The 18365-nt window shown below is 60.0% G+C and carries 15 protein-coding genes; 10 read left to right on the top strand and 5 right to left on the bottom strand.

What is annotated here, in order from left to right; all coding sequences use genetic code 11:
* Nucleotides 1-11: 11 nt before the first annotated feature.
* Both AC1DIG_RS19080 and AC1DIG_RS19075 read right to left on the bottom strand, forming a co-directional pair.
* Nucleotides 12-1661 (bottom strand): acyl-CoA dehydrogenase family protein, encoded by a 1650-nt coding sequence (locus AC1DIG_RS19080; RefSeq protein WP_477768544.1) that lies wholly within the window; start codon nucleotides 1659-1661, stop codon nucleotides 12-14.
* Nucleotides 1662-1735: 74 nt separating this feature from the next.
* Complete coding sequence (locus AC1DIG_RS19075; RefSeq protein WP_477768543.1) at nucleotides 1736-4123, bottom strand: 7TM diverse intracellular signaling domain-containing protein; 2388 nt, start codon at nucleotides 4121-4123, stop codon at nucleotides 1736-1738.
* Nucleotides 4124-4550: 427 nt separating this feature from the next.
* Between AC1DIG_RS19075 and AC1DIG_RS19070 the strand changes: the two genes are divergently transcribed.
* The 4 genes from AC1DIG_RS19070 (at nucleotide 4551) to AC1DIG_RS19055 (ending at nucleotide 8071) form a co-directional block, all read left to right on the top strand.
* On the top strand, nucleotides 4551-5348 hold the full coding sequence (locus AC1DIG_RS19070) for a hydroxymethylpyrimidine/phosphomethylpyrimidine kinase (protein ID WP_019691830.1): 798 nt from the start codon (nucleotides 4551-4553) through the stop codon (nucleotides 5346-5348).
* An 18-nt stretch (nucleotides 5349-5366) separates the two neighbouring features.
* Nucleotides 5367-5990: a thiamine phosphate synthase gene (gene thiE, locus AC1DIG_RS19065; protein WP_477768542.1), complete on the top strand. Its 624-nt coding sequence runs from the start codon at nucleotides 5367-5369 to the stop codon at nucleotides 5988-5990.
* Between the two features lie 19 nt (nucleotides 5991-6009).
* On the top strand, nucleotides 6010-7293 hold the full coding sequence (hemL, locus tag AC1DIG_RS19060; RefSeq protein ID WP_477768541.1) for a glutamate-1-semialdehyde 2,1-aminomutase: 1284 nt from the start codon (nucleotides 6010-6012) through the stop codon (nucleotides 7291-7293).
* Between the two features lie 223 nt (nucleotides 7294-7516).
* Entirely contained in the window at nucleotides 7517-8071 is a 555-nt protein-coding gene (locus tag AC1DIG_RS19055) for a tetratricopeptide repeat protein (protein WP_019691827.1), read from the top strand.
* 122 nt (nucleotides 8072-8193) lie between these two features.
* Here AC1DIG_RS19055 and AC1DIG_RS19050 read toward each other — a convergent pair whose 3' ends face one another.
* Nucleotides 8194-8523 carry a DUF1820 family protein gene (locus tag AC1DIG_RS19050; RefSeq protein WP_008052403.1) on the bottom strand — a complete coding sequence of 110 codons (330 nt, stop codon included), beginning with the start codon at nucleotides 8521-8523 and terminating at the stop codon, nucleotides 8194-8196.
* Nucleotides 8524-8658: 135 nt separating this feature from the next.
* On the opposite strand from AC1DIG_RS19050, the gene miaB reads away from it, so the two are divergent.
* From miaB to lnt, 5 genes are all read left to right on the top strand, one after another.
* Nucleotides 8659-9987, top strand: a complete 1329-nt coding sequence (miaB, locus tag AC1DIG_RS19045) for a tRNA (N6-isopentenyl adenosine(37)-C2)-methylthiotransferase MiaB (RefSeq protein ID WP_477768540.1) — start codon at nucleotides 8659-8661, stop codon at nucleotides 9985-9987.
* A 226-nt stretch (nucleotides 9988-10213) separates the two neighbouring features.
* Nucleotides 10214-11233 (top strand): PhoH family protein, encoded by a 1020-nt coding sequence (locus AC1DIG_RS19040; protein WP_477768539.1) that lies wholly within the window; start codon nucleotides 10214-10216, stop codon nucleotides 11231-11233.
* A complete protein-coding gene (ybeY, locus tag AC1DIG_RS19035) occupies nucleotides 11226-11720 on the top strand; it encodes an rRNA maturation RNase YbeY (protein ID WP_477768538.1) in 495 nt (164 codons plus the stop codon). Before AC1DIG_RS19040 ends, ybeY begins: the two co-directional genes overlap by 8 nt.
* A 5-nt stretch (nucleotides 11721-11725) precedes the next feature.
* Nucleotides 11726-12565: an HlyC/CorC family transporter gene (locus AC1DIG_RS19030; protein WP_019691823.1), complete on the top strand. Its 840-nt coding sequence runs from the start codon at nucleotides 11726-11728 to the stop codon at nucleotides 12563-12565.
* Nucleotides 12566-12573: 8 nt separating this feature from the next.
* On the top strand, nucleotides 12574-14097 hold the full coding sequence (gene lnt / locus AC1DIG_RS19025; RefSeq protein ID WP_477768537.1) for an apolipoprotein N-acyltransferase: 1524 nt from the start codon (nucleotides 12574-12576) through the stop codon (nucleotides 14095-14097).
* A gap of 143 nt (nucleotides 14098-14240) precedes the next feature.
* Here the strand turns inward: lnt and AC1DIG_RS19020 are convergent, their stop codons facing one another.
* Nucleotides 14241-15002: a YdcF family protein gene (locus AC1DIG_RS19020; protein WP_477768536.1), complete on the bottom strand. Its 762-nt coding sequence runs from the start codon at nucleotides 15000-15002 to the stop codon at nucleotides 14241-14243.
* A 136-nt stretch (nucleotides 15003-15138) separates the two neighbouring features.
* On the bottom strand, nucleotides 15139-15465 hold the full coding sequence (locus AC1DIG_RS19015; RefSeq protein ID WP_477768535.1) for a hypothetical protein: 327 nt from the start codon (nucleotides 15463-15465) through the stop codon (nucleotides 15139-15141).
* Nucleotides 15466-15724: 259 nt separating this feature from the next.
* Between AC1DIG_RS19015 and leuS the strand changes: the two genes are divergently transcribed.
* Nucleotides 15725-18331 (top strand): leucine--tRNA ligase, encoded by a 2607-nt coding sequence (gene leuS, locus AC1DIG_RS19010; protein WP_477768534.1) that lies wholly within the window; start codon nucleotides 15725-15727, stop codon nucleotides 18329-18331.
* Nucleotides 18332-18365: the final 34 nt, after the last annotated feature.

Raw genomic sequence — 18365 nt, 5'->3', positions numbered from 1 at the left:
TGAATTGGTGATCAGAAGCCCTGCGGGGTCGACCGCGCAACAATTGCTTCTACATCCAGACCACGCGGCAAGGTGCCGTAGACCCGGCCGGCCGTTCCCAACCGGCTGGCGATGAACGCATCGCTGACGGCGGCGTTGCCGGCTTCGAGCAACAGCTTGGCTTGCAGACCCAGGGCGATGTCTTCGGTCAGCTGTCGAGCGCGATACTGAATGTCATCGGTGTCCTTGAACGCCGCCTGCAACTGGCTGATGTGTGCGGCCAGACGCTTGTCGCCATGACCATCGCCCAGCTCGCTGAACAGCGCATCGAGCACGCCCGGCTCCTTCGACAGCGCTCGCAACACGTCAAGGCATTGAACGTTGCCAGAACCTTCCCATGTCGAGTTCACTGGCGCCTCACGGTACAGGCGCGGCAAGATGCTTTCTTCGACGTAACCCGCACCACCCATGCATTCGGCGGCTTCGTTGATCATGGCCGGCGCACGTTTGCAGATCCAGTATTTACCCACTGCCGTGACTAATCGGGCGAACTTGGCTTCCTGAGTGTCATCAAGGTGATCCAGCGCCCGACCCATGCGCAGGCTCAACGCCAGCGCCGCTTCACTTTCCAGCGCCAGGTCGGCGAGCACGTTTTGCATCAGCGGCTGCTCGCTGAGCAATTTACCGCCAACCATCCGATGGGCGCAGTGATGGCTGGCCTGGGTCAATGCCTGACGCATCAGGGCGCTGGAGCCGACCATGCAATCGAAGCGGGTCATGGCCACCATCTCGATGATGGTCGGCACGCCGCGCCCTTCTTCGCCGATCATCCACGCCAACGCGCCACGGAACTCGACTTCGCTGGAGGCATTGGAGCAATTGCCGAGTTTGTTTTTCAGCCGCTGGATGTAGAACTGGTTGCGCGTGTCATCCGGGCGATGACGTGGCAGCAGGAAACAGGTCAGACCCTTGTCGGTTTGCGCCAGGGTCAGGAAGGCGTCGCACATCGGCGCCGAGCAGAACCATTTGTGCCCCACCAGTTCATAGGCCTGGCCCGGCCCCGCAGCGCCGACCGGGTACGCCTTGGTGGTGTTGGCCCGAACGTCGGTGCCGCCCTGTTTCTCAGTCATTGCCATGCCGATAGTGACGCCCGCCTTGTGGGCCATGCCGACATTGCGCGGGTCATACTCGGTGGCGAGAATTTTAGGCAGCCACTGTTTGGCGATGTCCGGTTGCAGGCGCAATGCCGGGACACTGGCGAAGGTCATGGTCAGCGGGCAGCCGCTGCCGGCTTCGGCCTGGCTGTGCAGGTAGCTCATGGCCGCGCGGGCAACATGGGCGCCGGACTGCGGATCGGTCCAGGGCAAGGAGGTCAAGCCGTGCTCAACAGCTGTACGCATGAGTTCATGGTAGGCCGGGTGAAACTCCACCAGATCGATGCGGTGGCCGTAACGATCATGGCTGCTGAAAACCGGCTTGTACTGGTTGGCCAGGAACCCCGCCTCCATCAACGGACCACCGGCCAAAGCGCCGTACGCATCGATGCGCGCGTCAGCCCAAGCCGCCCCGAAACGCCGTGCCCACTCTTGCAACGGCAGGTCGATGCGGTAGAGGTTGGTCCCATCCAGCGATGGCGGCTGATTGGTGACTTGGTGGGTTTCGGCGAACTGATGCAGGTTCATCGCGGGGCCTCCTTGGGTCAACTGAGACCTTCAGTTAAGCACCGCCTCCCCACCGAACAAAGTGGCATATCCGCCTAAATATCGGCGCTTTCACCTTGTTTCGGACAAAGCACCCGACGATAGAGCGTCGCTTGCAACTCTTCGAATTTCACCGGCTTGCTGAGGTAATCAGTCAATCCCCGCTCGAGATCCAGCCCCTGTACCGAGACCACCGCCGCCAGCACCGGCAACTCGGCATAACCGGGCAGTGCGCGGATCTGGCTGTCGATCGACAGTCCGTCGAGCAGCGGCAACGGGCAGTCGATCAGCACCGCATCAAACGGCTCGCGACGCAGAAACTCCAGCGCGGCCTCACCGCTGTCGGCGCTGCGAACCCGATAGCCGAGTTTGAGCAACATGCCACGCACCACCAACTGATTGATGCTGTTGTCGTCGACCAGCAACACCGTGCAATCCTGCGGTGCGCGCAAACGGACGCTACCGTGAACCTGGCGCGATGGAACAACAACCGGTTGCATGACATTCACCACGTCGAACTCGACATCAAGCTGAAAGCGGCTACCGCGTCCGGGCTCGGAGCGATGGGTCAAACGCCCGCCAAGCAGTTCGACCAATTGCCGACAAATCGCCAGACCGACACCCAGCCCACCGTATTCGCGAGTCATCGAGCCGTCGAGTTGGAAGAACCGCTGATACAGCGTGGCTTCACCCAGATCGGTGAAGCCGATGCCGGTGTCGATCACCGCGAAAGACAGCGCCAGACGCCCCTCTTCGGCAAACTTGCCGCTGACCCGCAAGGCCAGTCCACCTACCCGGGTGAACTTGATTGCGTTATCCAGCAAGCACTCCAGACTTTGCGCCAGCTTGGCGCTGTCACCGTGCAAACGGTCAGGTAGCCCAGGGGTCAGATCAACCTTGAAGTCCAGGGCCTTGCTCGCGGCGTTGGCGGCGAACTGTTGCTGCAAAGTCTCGAGCATCGCGCGCAAGCTGAACGCTTCGGGGTACACCTTGAGTCGGCCGGCCTGCAATTCAGTCAGGGTCAAAATGCCGTTGACCATGCGCATCATGTCCCGCGCCGAACCGGCAGCCGTTTGTTGATACTGCTCAAGCTCCGGGTCGAGGTCGACGGTCTGCATCAACTCCAGTGAACCGATCACACCGTTCATGGGGGTGCGCAGTTCGTGGGTCAGCGTCGCGAGAAATTCATCCTTCAGTTGGTTACTGCGGGCCAGTTGCTGGTTCAACACCTCGAGCTTCTGCCCGGCGTCAAACAGCGTCTGTGCCTGCTGCTCGCGCATGGCGTTGATCCGGTCGGCCAGGGCCAGCGACAGCAGTGCGACCTCAATCGCCGAGCCGATCTGACTGGCATACATGGTCAGGAACACGTTGGGCAGATAGCCGAGCACCATCAATGTATTGACGACACCGCCGAGCAGAAACGCCGACCAGGCAATGATGAAGTAGCGCGCCACCCGCAGGCCGCGCCACCAGGCGAAAATCCCGGCGACGAAAATCACCACGGTAAAGATCAACGCCAATGCTGTCGCCAAGCGCAGGGCCAGGGCGTAGCTGGTCATCAACGACAACCCGACTACTACCGCGCTGCACGCAATCAACACCAACAGCAGGCGATCGAGCCAGCGACTGCAGCTGGCCGTCTGCAGGAATCTGCGAGCGAACTGGCTGCCGAACAGTGCGGCGCAACCAATGAAGAACGGCGTCGAGGCGTTGGCCCACCACGGGTTGTTCGGCCAGAAATACTCGACTGCCGCGCCATTGACCGACAGCTGATAGAGGCCGAACGAGGCGATATAGAAGATGTAGTAGAGGTAACTGGTGTCACGCACGCTCAGGTAGATGAACAGGTTGTAGACCAGCATCCCGAGCAGTACGCCGTAAATCAGCCCCAGCACATACAGGCGCAAGGGCTGGTCTTCCAGATAGGCGGTGCTCGACCAAAGGGTCAGTGGCGCCTGGATCGAACCCTCGCTTTGCAGGCGCAAGTACAGCGTTTCGCGCTGATCGGGGACGAAGTCCAGTTTGAACAGGTAGTTGTTTTGCCGAACCTGGCGACTGGCGAACGGCAAGGTATCGCCAGTACGACTGACCAATCGATATTCACCGGTGCTGTCCGGCAGGTAGAGGTCGATATGGTCCATCGGCGGATAAGCCAGCTCCAGCAACCATCGGCGTTGAACGTCGGGGTTGTTCGGGCGGTAGTGCAGATCGACTTTGAGCCAAAACGCCGAATGCGAATAACCGGCGTTCAACGTGTCTTTGTCGTGGGTCTTGAAGTTGCCGGCCGCCGCTTGCGCGCGTACATCGGCGATGGATGCAGTGCCGGCGACATCTTCGTACACCTGCATGACTCGTCCCAAGGGGAGGCTTTGGGTGAGCTCATCAAAATCGGCTGCGGCCGCCAACATCGGCAAGCTCAACAGCAACATCAGCAAATAGCGCATAAAGCCCCAGCGTGGCCAGTCCGGTTGTGTCAGGAAGCCCCCCATTCCCTTTGAGTAGACGTAAAACCGGCATTACCTGTTATTGGTTTGGATCCACTCTAGCATAGCCGTTGATGGCCATTGAACACCATTGAAAAATTTAGTCTAAAGGCTCTAGAACGGGCCTTTCAGAGCAATTAACAGAACCGGGATTATTGAGTCGGTCAGATTGTGACAAGGTTGCACTCCCCTGTAGCAGCTGCCGAAGGCTGCGTTCGGCTGCGCAGCAGTCGTGAAATCAGGCACTGCGCTATATCAGGTGAACCGTGGACGCAGGTTTACGACCGCTTCGCGGCCGAACGCAGCCTTCGGCAGCTGCTACAGAGACCGAGTTATGGTTATCGGTCGGCACACCGAAAAAAGATGTTTGGTGGTAAGCTCGCGCACCATGAATATCTACAGCTCTCGCCCCGTTGTCCTCTGTCTCTCCGGCCACGACCCAAGTGGTGGCGCCGGCTTGCAGGCAGATATCGAAGCCCTGCTCGCTCAGGGTTGTCATGCTGCTCCGGCAGTTACCGCGCTGACTGTGCAAGACACGGTCAACGTGAGCGACTTCCGCGTTCTCGACCGTGAGTGGGTGCTGGCACAAGCCAACGCCGTGCTCAACGACTCGACGGTCGCGGCGGTCAAGCTGGGCATGCTCGGTTCACTGGAAATGGTCGACACCGTCGTCGAACTGCTTCAGGCGCATCCGCATTTGCCAGTGGTCTGTGACCCGGTGCTGCGCGCCGGCGGTGGCGGACGACTGGGCAAGGACGAGGTCGGCTATGCCATGCGCGAGCGCCTGCTGCCACTGGCGATCATCGCCACCCCTAACCTCCCTGAAGCGCGCATCCTTGCCGAACTGCCCGAAGGCACGGCCGATGAATGCGCAGAAAAACTCCTGCCTTACGTCAAACACCTGCTGATCACCGGTGGTCATGGCGACGAACACGAAGTGCATAATCGCCTGTACAGCCGCGACGGCAGCCGCCATACCTACACGTGTCAGCGTCTGCCCGGCAGTTATCACGGTTCGGGCTGCACCTTGGCCAGCGCCCTGGCCGGACGCCTGGCCCAAGGCGAACACCTCGCCAGCGCGGTACAGTCGGCGCTCAACTACACGTGGCGCACCCTGCGAGACGCCGAACAGCTGGGCAAAGGCCAGTTCGTGCCACGCCGTCTGCCGCTGGATTTTTGTTCGTAACGCCATGAGGCCTGCACGATGAAATTACGTGGCCTGTACGCCATTACCGACAGCCAACTGCTGGCCGGCAAGTTCCTGCCTTACGTGGAGGCTGCGCTGGACGGCGGCGTCACCTTGCTGCAGTACCGCGACAAAAGCAGCGACGAGGCCCGCCGACTGCGCGAGGCCGAAGCCCTGCATGACCTGTGCGGGCGCTACAAGACCCAGCTGATCATCAATGACGACGCCGAATTGGCCGCGCGTCTGGGCGTCGGTGTACACCTGGGACAGACCGACGGCCCACTCACCCCGGCCCGCTCGCTACTGGGTCGACAGGCAATCATCGGTTCGACCTGCCACGCACAACTCGAACTCGCCGAACAAGCGGCAAAGGAAGGCGCCAGTTACGTCGCCTTCGGCCGCTTCTTCAACTCCAACACCAAGCCCGGTGCGCCGACCTGCAGTCTCGAACTGCTCGATCAGGCCCGCAGCAAACTGCACCTGCCGATCTGCGCGATCGGCGGCATCACCCTCGACAACGCCGCCCCGCTGGTGGCCCACGGGGTTGATCTGCTGGCTGTGGTTCACGGGCTGTTTGGTGCCGACACAACTCAAGAAGTGACGCGCCGCGCTCGCGCCTTCAATGACCTGTTCAATTTCTGACTTCTTAAAGAGCCCGATCATGTCTCGTTCCGAAACCCTGTTTGCCAATGCCCAGAAACACATTCCCGGCGGCGTGAACTCGCCTGTGCGTGCGTTCAAGAGCGTCGGCGGTACGCCGTTGTTCTTCAAGCACGCCGAAGGTGCCTATGTCACGGACGAAGACGACAAGCGTTATGTCGACTACGTCGGTTCCTGGGGCCCGATGATTCTCGGCCACAGCCACCCGGACGTGCTGGATGCGGTGCGCAAGCAGCTTGAACACGGCCTGTCCTACGGCGCCCCGACCGCGATGGAAACCGAGATGGCCGACCTGGTCTGCTCGATCGTGCCGTCGATGGAAATGGTCCGTATGGTCAGTTCCGGCACCGAGGCGACCATGAGCGCCATTCGCCTGGCCCGTGGTTTCACCGGCCGCGACAGCATCATCAAGTTCGAAGGTTGCTACCACGGCCACTCCGACAGCCTGTTGGTGAAAGCCGGTTCCGGCCTGCTGACCCAAGGCGTGCCAAGCTCTGCCGGGGTTCCTGCGGCCTTCGCCAAACACACCCTGACGCTGCCATTCAACGACATCGACGCGGTTGAAAAAATGCTCGCCGAAGTCGGCCAGGAAGTGGCGTGCATCATCGTCGAGCCCGTGGCGGGCAACATGAACTGCGTGCCGCCAGCGCCAGGTTTCCTCGAAGGCCTGCGCACCCTGTGTGACCAACACGGCGTGGTGCTGATTTTCGACGAAGTGATGACCGGTTTCCGCGTCGCCCTCGGTGGTGCCCAGGCGCACTACGGCGTAACCCCGGACCTGAGCACCTTCGGCAAGATCATCGGTGGCGGCATGCCCGTCGGCTGCTTCGGTGGCAAACGCGAAATCATGTCGCACATCGCACCGCTGGGCCCGGTTTACCAGGCAGGCACCCTGTCGGGTAACCCGCTGGCCATGGCTGCCGGCCTGACCACCCTGCGCCTGATCAGCCGCCCGGGCTTCCACGCCGAACTCAGCGAGTACACCAGTCGCCTGCTCGATGGCCTGCAACAACGTGCCGATGCTGCAGGCATCCCGTTCGTGACCACCCAGGCCGGCGGCATGTTTGGCCTGTACTTCAGCGGAGCCGACGACATCGTGACCTTCGATGACGTGATGGCCAGCGATGCCAACCTGTTCAAACGCTTCTTCCACCTGATGCTCGAAGGTGGCGTTTACCTGGCACCGAGCGCTTTCGAAGCCGGTTTCACCTCGATCGCTCACGGCGAAGCCGAGTTGAAACTGACGCTGGACGCCGCTGAACGTGCATTCGCAGCATTGAAGTAAGCGATAGACGCTGACGTCGACGATTGTCGGCGTCAGCTTTATCCTACATGCCTACCTTATTTCTTACGCAACACTGATAATTCCCCCAAAAGCGGCAGATATAATCCCCGCGCGGCAGAAAAACGAGTAAAGACTTTGTAAGGTGGGTCCTGCTTATTTCATAATGCGCGCTTATTGGATCCCTCGACGGGTCCGCGCGCCCTTCAGAGGTAAGTCGATTCCCATGAACCGCACCGGCCGCGCCCTTGCACTGGGCTGCCTGTTGCTCCTTCAGCCCCTGCTCGCGCACGCACAAGCAGGCGGCAACTCGTTGTTGATCCCAGCGATGGGTCGTTGCACCCTCAATACCCAGCCTGAAGACCTGAAGGAGGCGCTCGCCGCCTGCCAGAAAGCGTCGGACGCCGGGGATGCGGAAGCGCAATACGAGTTGGGCGAGTTCTACTACGAAGGCAAACGCGTACCGCGCGACCTCAATCAAGCCCTGAGCTACTTCGAAAAAGCTTCGCTGCAAGGCCACGCTCAGGCGCAATTCAAACTCGGCATCATGTTCTTCCATGGCGAAGGCGTGCCGGCCAATAACGTTCAGGCGTATATCGTGCTGAAAATGGCCGCGGTCAACGGCGCGGAAGATGCGCTGGACACCGCCGACGAAGTCGCCGAGCACATGCAACGCGATGAACTGGAAGTCGCCACCCAGGTGCTGGGGCAAATTTTCCGTAAATACCTGATGGAACTGCAAAGCGCGGATGGGCGTACGCCGTTCTCGCCGCTTCCCTGACTTCTCTATCGGCCTGACTGGCCCCATCGCGAGCAAGCTCGCTCCCACAGTGGATTGTGTTGTTGCACAAATCAAATGTGGGAGCGAGCTTGCTCGCGATGGGGGCAACTCGGTTTTAAGGCTTACTTCTCAGGCATCGGCATCGGAAACGGCATGACATTGCCGACCGCGCCACGGGCTTCGCTGATTTTCGGGGTGCCCATGCGCTCGACTTCGTCGATGCGCACAATCGAATGCATCGGCACAAAACTGCGCACCACGCCTTCGAACTGAGCCTTGAGCTTCTCTTCGCTCGGATCGACGACCACTTGCGTGCGCTCGCCAAAGACGAACTCTTCCACTTCCAGAAAGCCCCACAGATCACTTTGATAGATCTGCTTGGCGTACATTTCGAACACCTGGCCCTGGTTGAGGAAAATCACCTTGTAGATTGGAGCTTCACGTTTGGTCATGGTGGGCGAGCAACACATCGAGGGATAAAAATGAGGGCGCGAACTATAGCATAGCCGCTGGACGCACGACGGTAGGAACCTGGGGACTTGTTCCCTATAATGCGCGGTTCTTTGAATCACGTGATGACTCCGTCCATGGCCAAGAAGCTTTATATCGAAACCCACGGTTGCCAGATGAACGAGTACGACAGCTCGCGCATGGTTGATCTGCTGGGCGAACATCAGGCCCTGGAAGTGACGGCGCGCGCCGAAGACGCGGATGTCATCCTGCTCAACACCTGCTCGATTCGCGAACGCGCCCAGGACCGGGTGTATTCCCAGCTTGGCCGCTGGCGCGAACTGAAGCTCGCCAACCCGGAAATGGTCATCGCCGTCGGCGGTTGCGTGGCCAGCCAGGAAGGTGCGGCAATCCGCGACCGCGCGCCCTATGTCGACGTGGTCTTCGGCCCGCAGACCCTGCACCGCCTGCCGGAAATGATCGACGCCGCCCGACTGACCAAGCTGCCGCAAGTCGACGTCTCGTTCCCGGAAATCGAAAAGTTCGACCACCTGCCGGAACCGCGCATCGACGGCCCAAGCGCCTATGTGTCGGTGATGGAAGGTTGCAGCAAGTACTGCACCTTCTGCGTAGTGCCCTATACCCGCGGCGAAGAAGTCAGCCGACCGTTCGATGACGTGATTGCCGAGATCATTCACCTGGCCGAGAACGGCGTGCGTGAAGTCACCCTGCTGGGGCAGAACGTCAACGGCTATCGCGGCCTGACTCACGATGGACGCCTGGCCGATCTGGCCGAGCTGATCCGCGTGGTGGCGGCGGTCGATGGCATCGACCGCATCCGCTACACCACGTCACACCCGCTGGAGTTCTCCGACAGCCTGATCCAGGCCCACGCCGAAGTGCCGGAACTGGTCAAACACCTGCATTTGCCGGTGCAGTCGGGTTCGGACCGGATTCTGGCGGCGATGAAGCGCAACCACACCGCACTCGAATACAAGTCGAAACTGCGCAAACTGCGGGCCGCCGTGCCGGGCATTTGCATCAGCTCGGACTTTATCGTCGGCTTCCCCGGCGAGACTGAAAAAGACTTCGAACAGACCATGAAGCTGATCGAAGACGTCGGTTTCGACTTCTCCTACTCGTTCGTCTACAGCCAGCGCCCGGGCACCCCGGCCGCCGACCTGGCCGACGAAACGCCGGAAGAGCTGAAAAAAGAACGCCTGAACGCCCTGCAACATCGCCTCAATCAGCAAGGTTTCGAGATCAGCCGACAAATGGTCGGTTCGACCCAGCGGATCCTGGTGACCGACTACTCGAAAAAAGACCCGGGCGAACTGCAAGGCCGGACCGAGAATAATCGAATCGTAAACTTCCGCTGCGACAATCCGACCTTGATCGGCCAGTTCGCGGACGTGCACATCGACGCCGCCCAGCCGCACTCGCTGCGCGGTTCGCTGATTCTGTAACACCTGTGCGGAGCAACGATAACCTGTGGGAGCGAGCTTGCTCGCGATTGCGGTCCGGCATTCAACATATGCGTGGCCTGGCATGCCCCCATCGCGAGCAAGCTCGCTCCCACAGAGACCGCGTCAGGCGTACGAAAAAGATTGGCCTGTTTAAGAGCTTTCGCACCCAGGCCTCTGGCGTTATCCTTGATTTATCTTCATTGCCCCAGGGCGGCTAAAAACAACCTTGAACGCACCCATAGAACCACATCGTTTCATCCTCGAGCCCTTCGAGGCTCATCGCTTCGCCAATCTGTGCGGGCAATTCGACGAGCATTTGCGCTTGATCGAACAACGCCTGGCGATCGTGATCCGCAATCGCGGCAATCAGTTCGAATTGATCGGCGAGCCCAAGCACACCATCTCCGCGGAAAACCTGCTGCGCCGCCTCTACCGTGAAACCAAGAGTAGTGAGCTGTCGCCAGACCTGGTTCACCTGTTCCTGCAGGAATCGGCCGTGGAAGAAATGGACAACCATTCGCCCGCCGAACCCTCAGTCGCCCTGCGCACCAAAAAAGGCATGATTCGCCCTCGCGGCTTGAATCAACTGCGCTACGTGAAGGAAATCCTCGGCAACGATATCAACTTCGGCATCGGCCCGGCCGGTACCGGCAAGACCTATCTGGCCGTTGCCTGCGCAGTCGATGCGCTGGAGCGCGAGCAGATCCGCCGCATCCTGCTGGTACGTCCAGCGGTCGAGGCAGGCGAGAAACTCGGCTTCCTGCCCGGCGACCTGGCACAAAAAATCGACCCATACCTGCGCCCGCTGTATGACGCGCTGTACGAAATGCTCGGTTTTGAACACGTCGCCAAGCTGATCGAACGCCAGGTGATCGAAGTCGCGCCGCTGGCTTACATGCGCGGCCGCACGCTGAATAACAGCTTCATCATCCTCGACGAAAGCCAGAACACCACCGTCGAACAGATGAAGATGTTCCTGACACGGATCGGTTTTGGCTCGACCGCAGTCATCACCGGTGACATCACCCAGATCGACCTGCCGAAGGGCACCAAGTCCGGGCTGATTCATGTGATCGACGTGCTCAAGGAAGTACCGGGCATCAGCTTTACCCACTTCAAACCCAAAGACGTCGTGCGCCACCCGTTGGTGCAGCGCATTGTCGAAGCCTACGAGCGTTTCGAAAATCGCCTGATTGACGAACCTGCAACGCTTTCCGCCGAAAAGGGCAATCGCCACGATGCTTGAGCTTGATCTGCAACTGGCGACCGAAGCGCCCGCCCCAAGCGAAGCCGAGTTCCGCCAATGGTGCGAACTGGCCCTGCGTCAGCGCACCGCCGACTCCGAATTGACCATTCGCCTGGTCGACGAGGAAGAAGGCCGCGAGCTGAACTACACGTGGCGTCAAAAGGATTACGCGACTAACGTCCTGTCATTCCCTGCCGATGTGCCCGATGAATTGCTGGACATCCCGTTGCTGGGCGATCTGGTGATCTGCGTGGCCGTGGTCGAGCGCGAGGCTGCCGAGCAAGGCAAGGATTTGAAGGCCCATTGGGCGCATCTGGTCATTCACGGCTGCTTGCATCTGCTTGGTTACGACCATATAGATGATGACGAAGCCGAAGAAATGGAAGCACTGGAACGAACGTTGCTTGCAGAACTGGGTCATCCTGACCCTTATGCGGACGACGAAACCGAAACATCCCCTATCGTTACAACAAAGGATTCAGAGTAATCGCTATGAGCGAAGATCGATCGAGCAACGGGCAAAAGTCCTGGCTGGGTAAACTCACCCAGGCTTTTGCCCACGAGCCGAAAAACCGTCAGGAGCTGCTGGAGCTTCTGCGTGATGCCCATCAGAACAAGTTGCTGGACAGCGAAGCGCTGGCCATCGTCGAAGGCGCCATCCAGGTCGCTGACCTGCAAGTACGCGACATCATGGTCCCGCGCTCGCAGATGGTCAGCATCAAGGCGACCCAGACACCCCGTGAATTCCTCCCGGCCGTGGTTGAGTCCGCGCACTCGCGTTATCCGGTCATCGGCGAGAGCCACGACGACGTCATGGGCGTGTTGCTGGCCAAGGACCTGCTGCCGCTGATCCTCAAGGAGAACGGCGACAGCTTCAACATCAAGGATTTGCTGCGTCCGGCCACGTTCGTGCCCGAGTCCAAGCGTCTGAACGTGTTGCTGCGCGAGTTCCGCGCCAACCATAACCACATGGCCATCGTCATCGACGAATACGGCGGCGTGGCGGGCCTGGTAACCATCGAAGACGTGCTCGAGCAAATCGTCGGCGACATCGAAGACGAGCACGACGTTGAAGAAGACAGCTACATCAAGCCACTGCCAAGCGGCGACTTCCTGATCAAGGCCCTGACGCCGATCGAGAACTTCAACGAGTTCTTCGACAGCGAATTCTCCGACGACGAATTCGACACCGTTGGCGGCCTGGTGATGAGCGCGTTCGGGCACTTGCCAAAACGCAATGAAATCACTGAAATCGGCGCCTATCGCTTCCGCATCCTGAACGCCGACAGCCGTCGCATTCACTTGCTGCGCTTGACCCCTATAGCCCGTTAAGGACTGACATGCGTTGGATCACCCGCCCCGGCTGGCCCGGTAACCTGCTGGCCGTGGCGGCCGGTGCACTCACCACCCTGGCCTTGGCGCCATTCGATATCTGGCCGTTGGCATTGCTGGCGGTCGGATTTTTCTATGCCGGCTTGCGTGAACTGACACCTCGTCAGGCACTGGGTCGCGGGTGGTGCTTCGGTTTCGGTCTGTTTGGCGCCGGCACCAGCTGGATCTACTACAGCATCCACAACTTTGGCGGCGCTTCGATGCTGCTCGCCGGGTTGCTGATGCTGGCTTTCACCGCCGCGATTGCCTGGTTCTTCGCCCTGCCCGCCTGGCTCTGGGCGCGCTGGTTGCGCCGTAACGAAGCGCCATTGGCCGACGCCTTGGCATTTGCAGCGCTGTGGGTGGGTCAGGAAGCGTTTCGTGGCTGGTTCCTCACCGGTTTTCCATGGCTCTATTCCGGTTACAGCCAACTCGATGGCCCGCTTGCCGGATTGGCGCCACTGGGCGGCATGTGGCTGATTTCCTTCAGCCTGGCCCTGACCGCCGCGCTTGTGTACAACCTGCCACGCCTGATCAAGGCTGGACGCAAAGGTTTTATTGTCGCTGGCCTTCTGTTGCTGGCCGCGCCCTGGGTTATCGGCCTGTCGCTCAAAGGCCACGCCTGGACCAGCCCTTCGGGCAATCCACTGAGCGTCGCGGCGATTCAGGGCAACATCGAACAAAGCATGAAGTGGGACCCGGAGCAGCTCAACGCGCAATTGGCGCTGTACCGCGACATGAGTTTCAGCTCCAAACGTGTCGACCTGCTGATCTGGCCGGAAACCGCGGTCCCGGTGCTCAAGGAGTCTGCCGAGGGCTACCTGAACATGATGGGCGGCTTCGCCGCCGAACGTAATTCGGCACTGATTACCGGCGTGCCGATCCGCCAGGAAGTGCATCACGAGAAACGCTTCTACAATGGCATCACCGTGGTTGGCCAAGGCGAGGGCACTTACCTCAAGCAGAAACTGGTGCCGTTTGGCGAATACGTACCGCTGCAAGAGCTGTTGCGTGGCCTGATTGCGTTCTTCGATCTGCCGATGTCGGATTTCGCCCGTGGCCCGGCTGATCAGCCGTTGTTGCAAGCCAAGGGTTATCAGATTGCACCGTTCATCTGCTATGAAGTGGTCTACCCGGAATTTGCCGCCAGCCTTTCGGCGCGCAGCGATTTGCTGCTGACCATCAGCAACGACACCTGGTTCGGCACCTCCATCGGCCCGCTGCAACACCTGCAGATGGCGCAGATGCGGGCGCTTGAGGCTGGTCGCTGGATGATTCGCGCAACCAATAACGGTGTCACCGGGCTGATCGACCCCTTCGGCAAAATCACCGCGCAGATCCCGCAATTCGAACGCGGCATTCTCTACGGCGACGTGGTGCCGATGCACAACTTGACGCCTTACCTGCAATGGCGCTCGTGGCCGCTGCTTATCCTTTGCGCGCTGCTGTTTGGCTGGGCACTGCTGGCCAGCCGGATCGCCAAGACGGTTTAAGCACTGTCTGTTGATCGTTCCCACGCTCTGCGTGGGAATGCAGCCAGTGACGCTCCGCGTCACAAAAGCGGACGCAGAGCGTCCAGGGAAGCATTCCCACGCGGGAGCATGGGAACAATCAATTGGCTGCGATCTTTTGATCTTCAGCGGTAAAAGATCGAATACCCGATCTGCCCCACCACCTCGTTCAACAACTGACCGGATCGCCAGATCGATTTGAACGTCGGCATCCAGCCACCCAGCGGTTCGGCATTATCGGTGCCCATAAAACCCACCGGTGCCGGCACCACGGTCAAACCCGACCGCTCGAAACTCCAGACGCTGCGCGGCATATGCCAGGCCTGCGTCACCACCACCACCCGCTTCAAGCCTAAAGGCTCCAGCATTTCGGCGGTGAATTGAGCGTTTTCCCACGTGGTGAGGCTGCGCCCTTCCTGCCAACGAACCGTGACCCCAAAATCATCCTGTAACGAATCAGCCATCAACTTCGCTTCAGTGGGCGGCGTGCCGTAATGCAAACCACCGCTGGTCAACACCGGCAAACCCGACGCCTTGGCCAGTCGCGCGGCATAGCGCTCGCGCTCCAGCGCCACACCCGTTGGCTGATCGAAACCCCAGGCAAGGTCGCCGCGTTCGCGCCCCGCCCCCAGCACTACAATCACATCCGCGCGCTCGGCCAGAGTCGCCCATTCGCTGCGGGCCAGCGGCGCTTCGCGCTCCAGGGCCTTGGCGCTCCACTGCACAACGACCGGCAAGCTCATCAACCAGAACCCACCGGCGCCCAAGGCAAAACACAGCCCCGCAAGGCGTGGTCTTGAGCGGCGCAACCACCAGGCAAGCGCAAGCAACAGCAGAAAAATGCCGGGCGGCAAAAGAAGTTGTTTAACGAAATAACGAAAAGGCATCGGGCATCTCCAGAGATGCCCGAAGCCTAAGTGGGTTGAAGCAATGCGACAACTAAGATGGAAGGCCTTTTCATCAAAAAGCCATCATGGGCGACTTCATGCGCCCGCTTGGGGCAACAAACATTTTCCTGATCACTTACTTGACCAGCAGGGACCGGACCTTTACCGCGTCTCTGCGAGAGAGCTTGTCTTGCAACCAGATAATTTTCGCCGAACGGGGAACGTCCTTAGGCTTCACTGCTGCTTCTGATGACAAGCATCCTTGCGCCTCATGCTCACTACGGTCCAGATAAGCCATGATCAGTTCGAACTCTGCGCGGCTCAACCCGCGAAGTTCCAGCTCCACCGGACGCTCATCGCGTAACCGGCCAGCTGTCCTTGCGGCATCCAGGGCCAACCCCAGGCGCTCTATCAGCTTTTCGTACAACTCCGGTTTTGTTACTTTTCGTTGTGACTCAACCATCCCTCACCTCATTGAAGATAAGACTCACTCCCCATCTAGAGCTTAGCTTCGCTGAGCAAACCGTTCAGGTGCCGCGACCAACGGCCCTACACGCGCAATCAGGGTTTCCCTCGGTAGAGCGCGGTCATGTATGCTACGGCGCTTCCTGTAACTCCACTTCCAGCTCGGCTGGGCATCGAAAACGCCACTTTTGGCGTCATCAGCGTCCAGCGTTGCATTGAAGAGGATTAGGCCACCCCTATTCAGTTCAAAAGTAGCCATGCACGAACACTATCAGCCCCGCGAAATCGAAAATGCTGCCCAGTCGTTCTGGGACGAGCAAAAGTCCTTTGAAGTCAGTGAACAGCCAGGCAAGGAGACGTTCTACTGCCTGTCGATGTTCCCTTACCCCAGCGGCAAGCTACACATGGGGCACGTGCGCAACTACACCATTGGCGACGTGATCTCCCGCTATCAGCGCATGCAAGGCAAAAACGTCCTGCAACCCATGGGTTGGGACGCTTTCGGCATGCCGGCGGAAAACGCCGCGATGAAGAACAACGTCGCACCGGCCAAGTGGACCTACGAAAACATCGCCTACATGAAATCCCAGCTGCGCAGCCTGGGTCTGGCGGTGGACTGGTCGCGCGAAGTCACCACCTGCAAGCCGGATTACTACCGCTGGGAACAATGGCTGTTCACTCGCCTGTTCGAAAAAGGCGTGATCTACCGTAAAAACGGCACCGTGAACTGGGACCCGGTCGACCAGACCGTTCTGGCCAACGAACAGGTGATCGACGGTCGCGGCTGGCGTTCCGGTGCGCTGATCGAAAAACGCGAAATCCCGATGTACTACTTCAAGATCACCGCTTACGCGGATGAACTGCTGGAGAGTCTCGACGACCTGCCGGGCTGGCCTGAGCAAGTCAAAACCATGCAGCGCAACTGGATTGGCAAATCCCGCGGCATGGAAGTGCAGTTCCCGTACAACGTCGACTCGATCGGCGAAACGGGCGCACTGAAAGTCTTCACCACCCGTCCGGACACCCTGATGGGCGCGACCTACGTTGCCGTGGCTGCCGAGCATCACCTGGCGACCCTGGCCGCGCAGAACAACCCTGAGCTGCAAGCGTTCATCGCAGAATGCAAAGGCGGCAGCGTGGCCGAAGCCGACGTTGCCACCCAGGAGAAAAAAGGCCTGCCGACCGGCCTGTTCGTCGAGCACCCGCTGACCGGCGAAAAATTGCCGGTATGGGTCGCCAACTATGTGCTGATGCACTACGGCGACGGCGCGGTAATGGCGGTTCCGGCCCACGACGAGCGCGATTTCGAATTCGCCCACAAGTACAACCTGCCGGTTAAATCAGTAGTGCGCACCAGCTCCGGTGATAGCAACCCGACACCCTGGCAAGACGCCTACGGCGAACACGGCACGCTGATCAACTCCGGCGAGTTCGACGGCCTGGACTTCGCGGGCGCATTCGACGCCATCGAAGTGGCGCTGATCAAGAAAAGCCTCGGTGCCTCGCGCACCCAGTTCCGCCTGCGCGACTGGGGTATCAGCCGCCAGCGTTACTGGGGCTGCCCGATCCCGATCATCCACTGCGATACCTGCGGTGATGTGCCGGTGCCGGAAGACCAACTGCCTGTCGTGCTGCCGGAAGACGTCGTGCCCGATGGTGCCGGTTCGCCATTGGCGCGCATGCCCGAGTTCTACGAATGCACGTGCCCGAAATGTGGCGCACCTGCCAAGCGTGAAACCGACACCATGGACACCTTCGTCGAGTCCTCGTGGTACTACGCCCGCTACGCCTCGCCGCACTATGAAGGTGGCCTGGTAGAAAAAACCGCGGCCGACCACTGGCTGCCGGTGGATCAATACATCGGCGGTATCGAACACGCGATCCTGCACCTGCTCTACGCGCGCTTCTTCCACAAGCTGATGCGTGACGAAGGTCTGGTGAGCTCCAACGAACCGTTCAAGAACCTGCTGACCCAGGGCATGGTGATCGCCGAGACTTACTATCGTCGCGAAGCCAACGGCGCTTATACCTGGTTCAACCCGGCGGACGTCGAGCTCGAGCGTGACAGCAAAGCCAAGGTCATCAGCGCCAGGTTGAAAGCTGACGGCTTGCCGGTGGAAATCGGCGGGACCGAGAAGATGGCCAAGTCGAAGAACAACGGCGTCGATCCACAATCGATGATCGATCAGTTCGGCGCAGACACTTGCCGCCTGTTCATGATGTTCGCCTCGCCACCCGACATGAGCGCGGAATGGTCCGACTCCGGCGTAGAAGGTTCGCACCGCTTCCTCAAGCGCGTCTGGCGTCTCGCTCAAGCGCACGTCACCCAGGGCCTTCCGGGCAAACTGGACGTCGCCACCTTGAACGACGAGCAGAAAGCCATTCGCCGTTCGATCCACCAGGCGATCAAACAGGCCAGCCACGACGTGGGCCAGAACCACAAATTCAACACCGCCATCGCTCAGGTGATGACGCTGATGAACGTGCTGGAAAAAGCCGCGCAAGGCACCGAACAGGACCGCGCACTGATCCACGAAGGCCTGGAAACAGTGACCCTGCTCCTGGCCCCGATCACCCCGCACATCTGCCATGAGCTGTGGCATCGCCTGGGTCACGCCGATCCGGTGATCGATGCCGGCTGGCCGGTTCTGGACGACAGCGCGCTGGTTCAAGACAGTCTGCAACTGGTCATTCAGGTCAACGGCAAGCTGCGCGGCCAGATCGAAATGCCGGCCAGTGCCAGCCGCGAAGAAGTCGAAGCCGCCGCACGGGCCAATGAAAACGTGCTGCGCTTTGTCGACGGCCTGACTATTCGTAAAGTGATCGTAGTGCCCGGAAAACTGGTCAATATCGTCGCTAGCTAATTGGATCAGGCGCCAGATTGTATATCTGGCGCCG

The organism is Pseudomonas sp. 05N431, assembly GCF_056397005.1.
This window is presented reverse-complemented; position numbering and strand designations above follow the sequence as displayed.

What these genes read in the sequence shown, in the direction of transcription:
- AC1DIG_RS19080 (WP_477768544.1), bottom strand. Translation starts at nt 1,661, where the DNA reads ATGAACCTGCATCAGTTCGCCGAAACCCACCAAGTCACCAATCAGCCG.
- AC1DIG_RS19075 (WP_477768543.1), bottom strand. Translation starts at nt 4,123, where the DNA reads ATGCGCTATTTGCTGATGTTGCTGTTGAGCTTGCCGATGTTGGCGGCC.
- AC1DIG_RS19070 (WP_019691830.1), top strand. Translation starts at nt 4,551, where the DNA reads ATGAATATCTACAGCTCTCGCCCCGTTGTCCTCTGTCTCTCCGGCCAC.
- thiE (WP_477768542.1), top strand. Translation starts at nt 5,367, where the DNA reads ATGAAATTACGTGGCCTGTACGCCATTACCGACAGCCAACTGCTGGCC.
- hemL (WP_477768541.1), top strand. Translation starts at nt 6,010, where the DNA reads ATGTCTCGTTCCGAAACCCTGTTTGCCAATGCCCAGAAACACATTCCC.
- AC1DIG_RS19055 (WP_019691827.1), top strand. Translation starts at nt 7,517, where the DNA reads ATGAACCGCACCGGCCGCGCCCTTGCACTGGGCTGCCTGTTGCTCCTT.
- AC1DIG_RS19050 (WP_008052403.1), bottom strand. Translation starts at nt 8,523, where the DNA reads ATGACCAAACGTGAAGCTCCAATCTACAAGGTGATTTTCCTCAACCAG.
- miaB (WP_477768540.1), top strand. Translation starts at nt 8,659, where the DNA reads ATGGCCAAGAAGCTTTATATCGAAACCCACGGTTGCCAGATGAACGAG.
- ybeY (WP_477768538.1), top strand. Translation starts at nt 11,226, where the DNA reads ATGCTTGAGCTTGATCTGCAACTGGCGACCGAAGCGCCCGCCCCAAGC.
- AC1DIG_RS19030 (WP_019691823.1), top strand. Translation starts at nt 11,726, where the DNA reads ATGAGCGAAGATCGATCGAGCAACGGGCAAAAGTCCTGGCTGGGTAAA.
- lnt (WP_477768537.1), top strand. Translation starts at nt 12,574, where the DNA reads ATGCGTTGGATCACCCGCCCCGGCTGGCCCGGTAACCTGCTGGCCGTG.
- AC1DIG_RS19020 (WP_477768536.1), bottom strand. Translation starts at nt 15,002, where the DNA reads ATGCCTTTTCGTTATTTCGTTAAACAACTTCTTTTGCCGCCCGGCATT.
- AC1DIG_RS19015 (WP_477768535.1), bottom strand. Translation starts at nt 15,465, where the DNA reads ATGGTTGAGTCACAACGAAAAGTAACAAAACCGGAGTTGTACGAAAAG.
- leuS (WP_477768534.1), top strand. Translation starts at nt 15,725, where the DNA reads ATGCACGAACACTATCAGCCCCGCGAAATCGAAAATGCTGCCCAGTCG.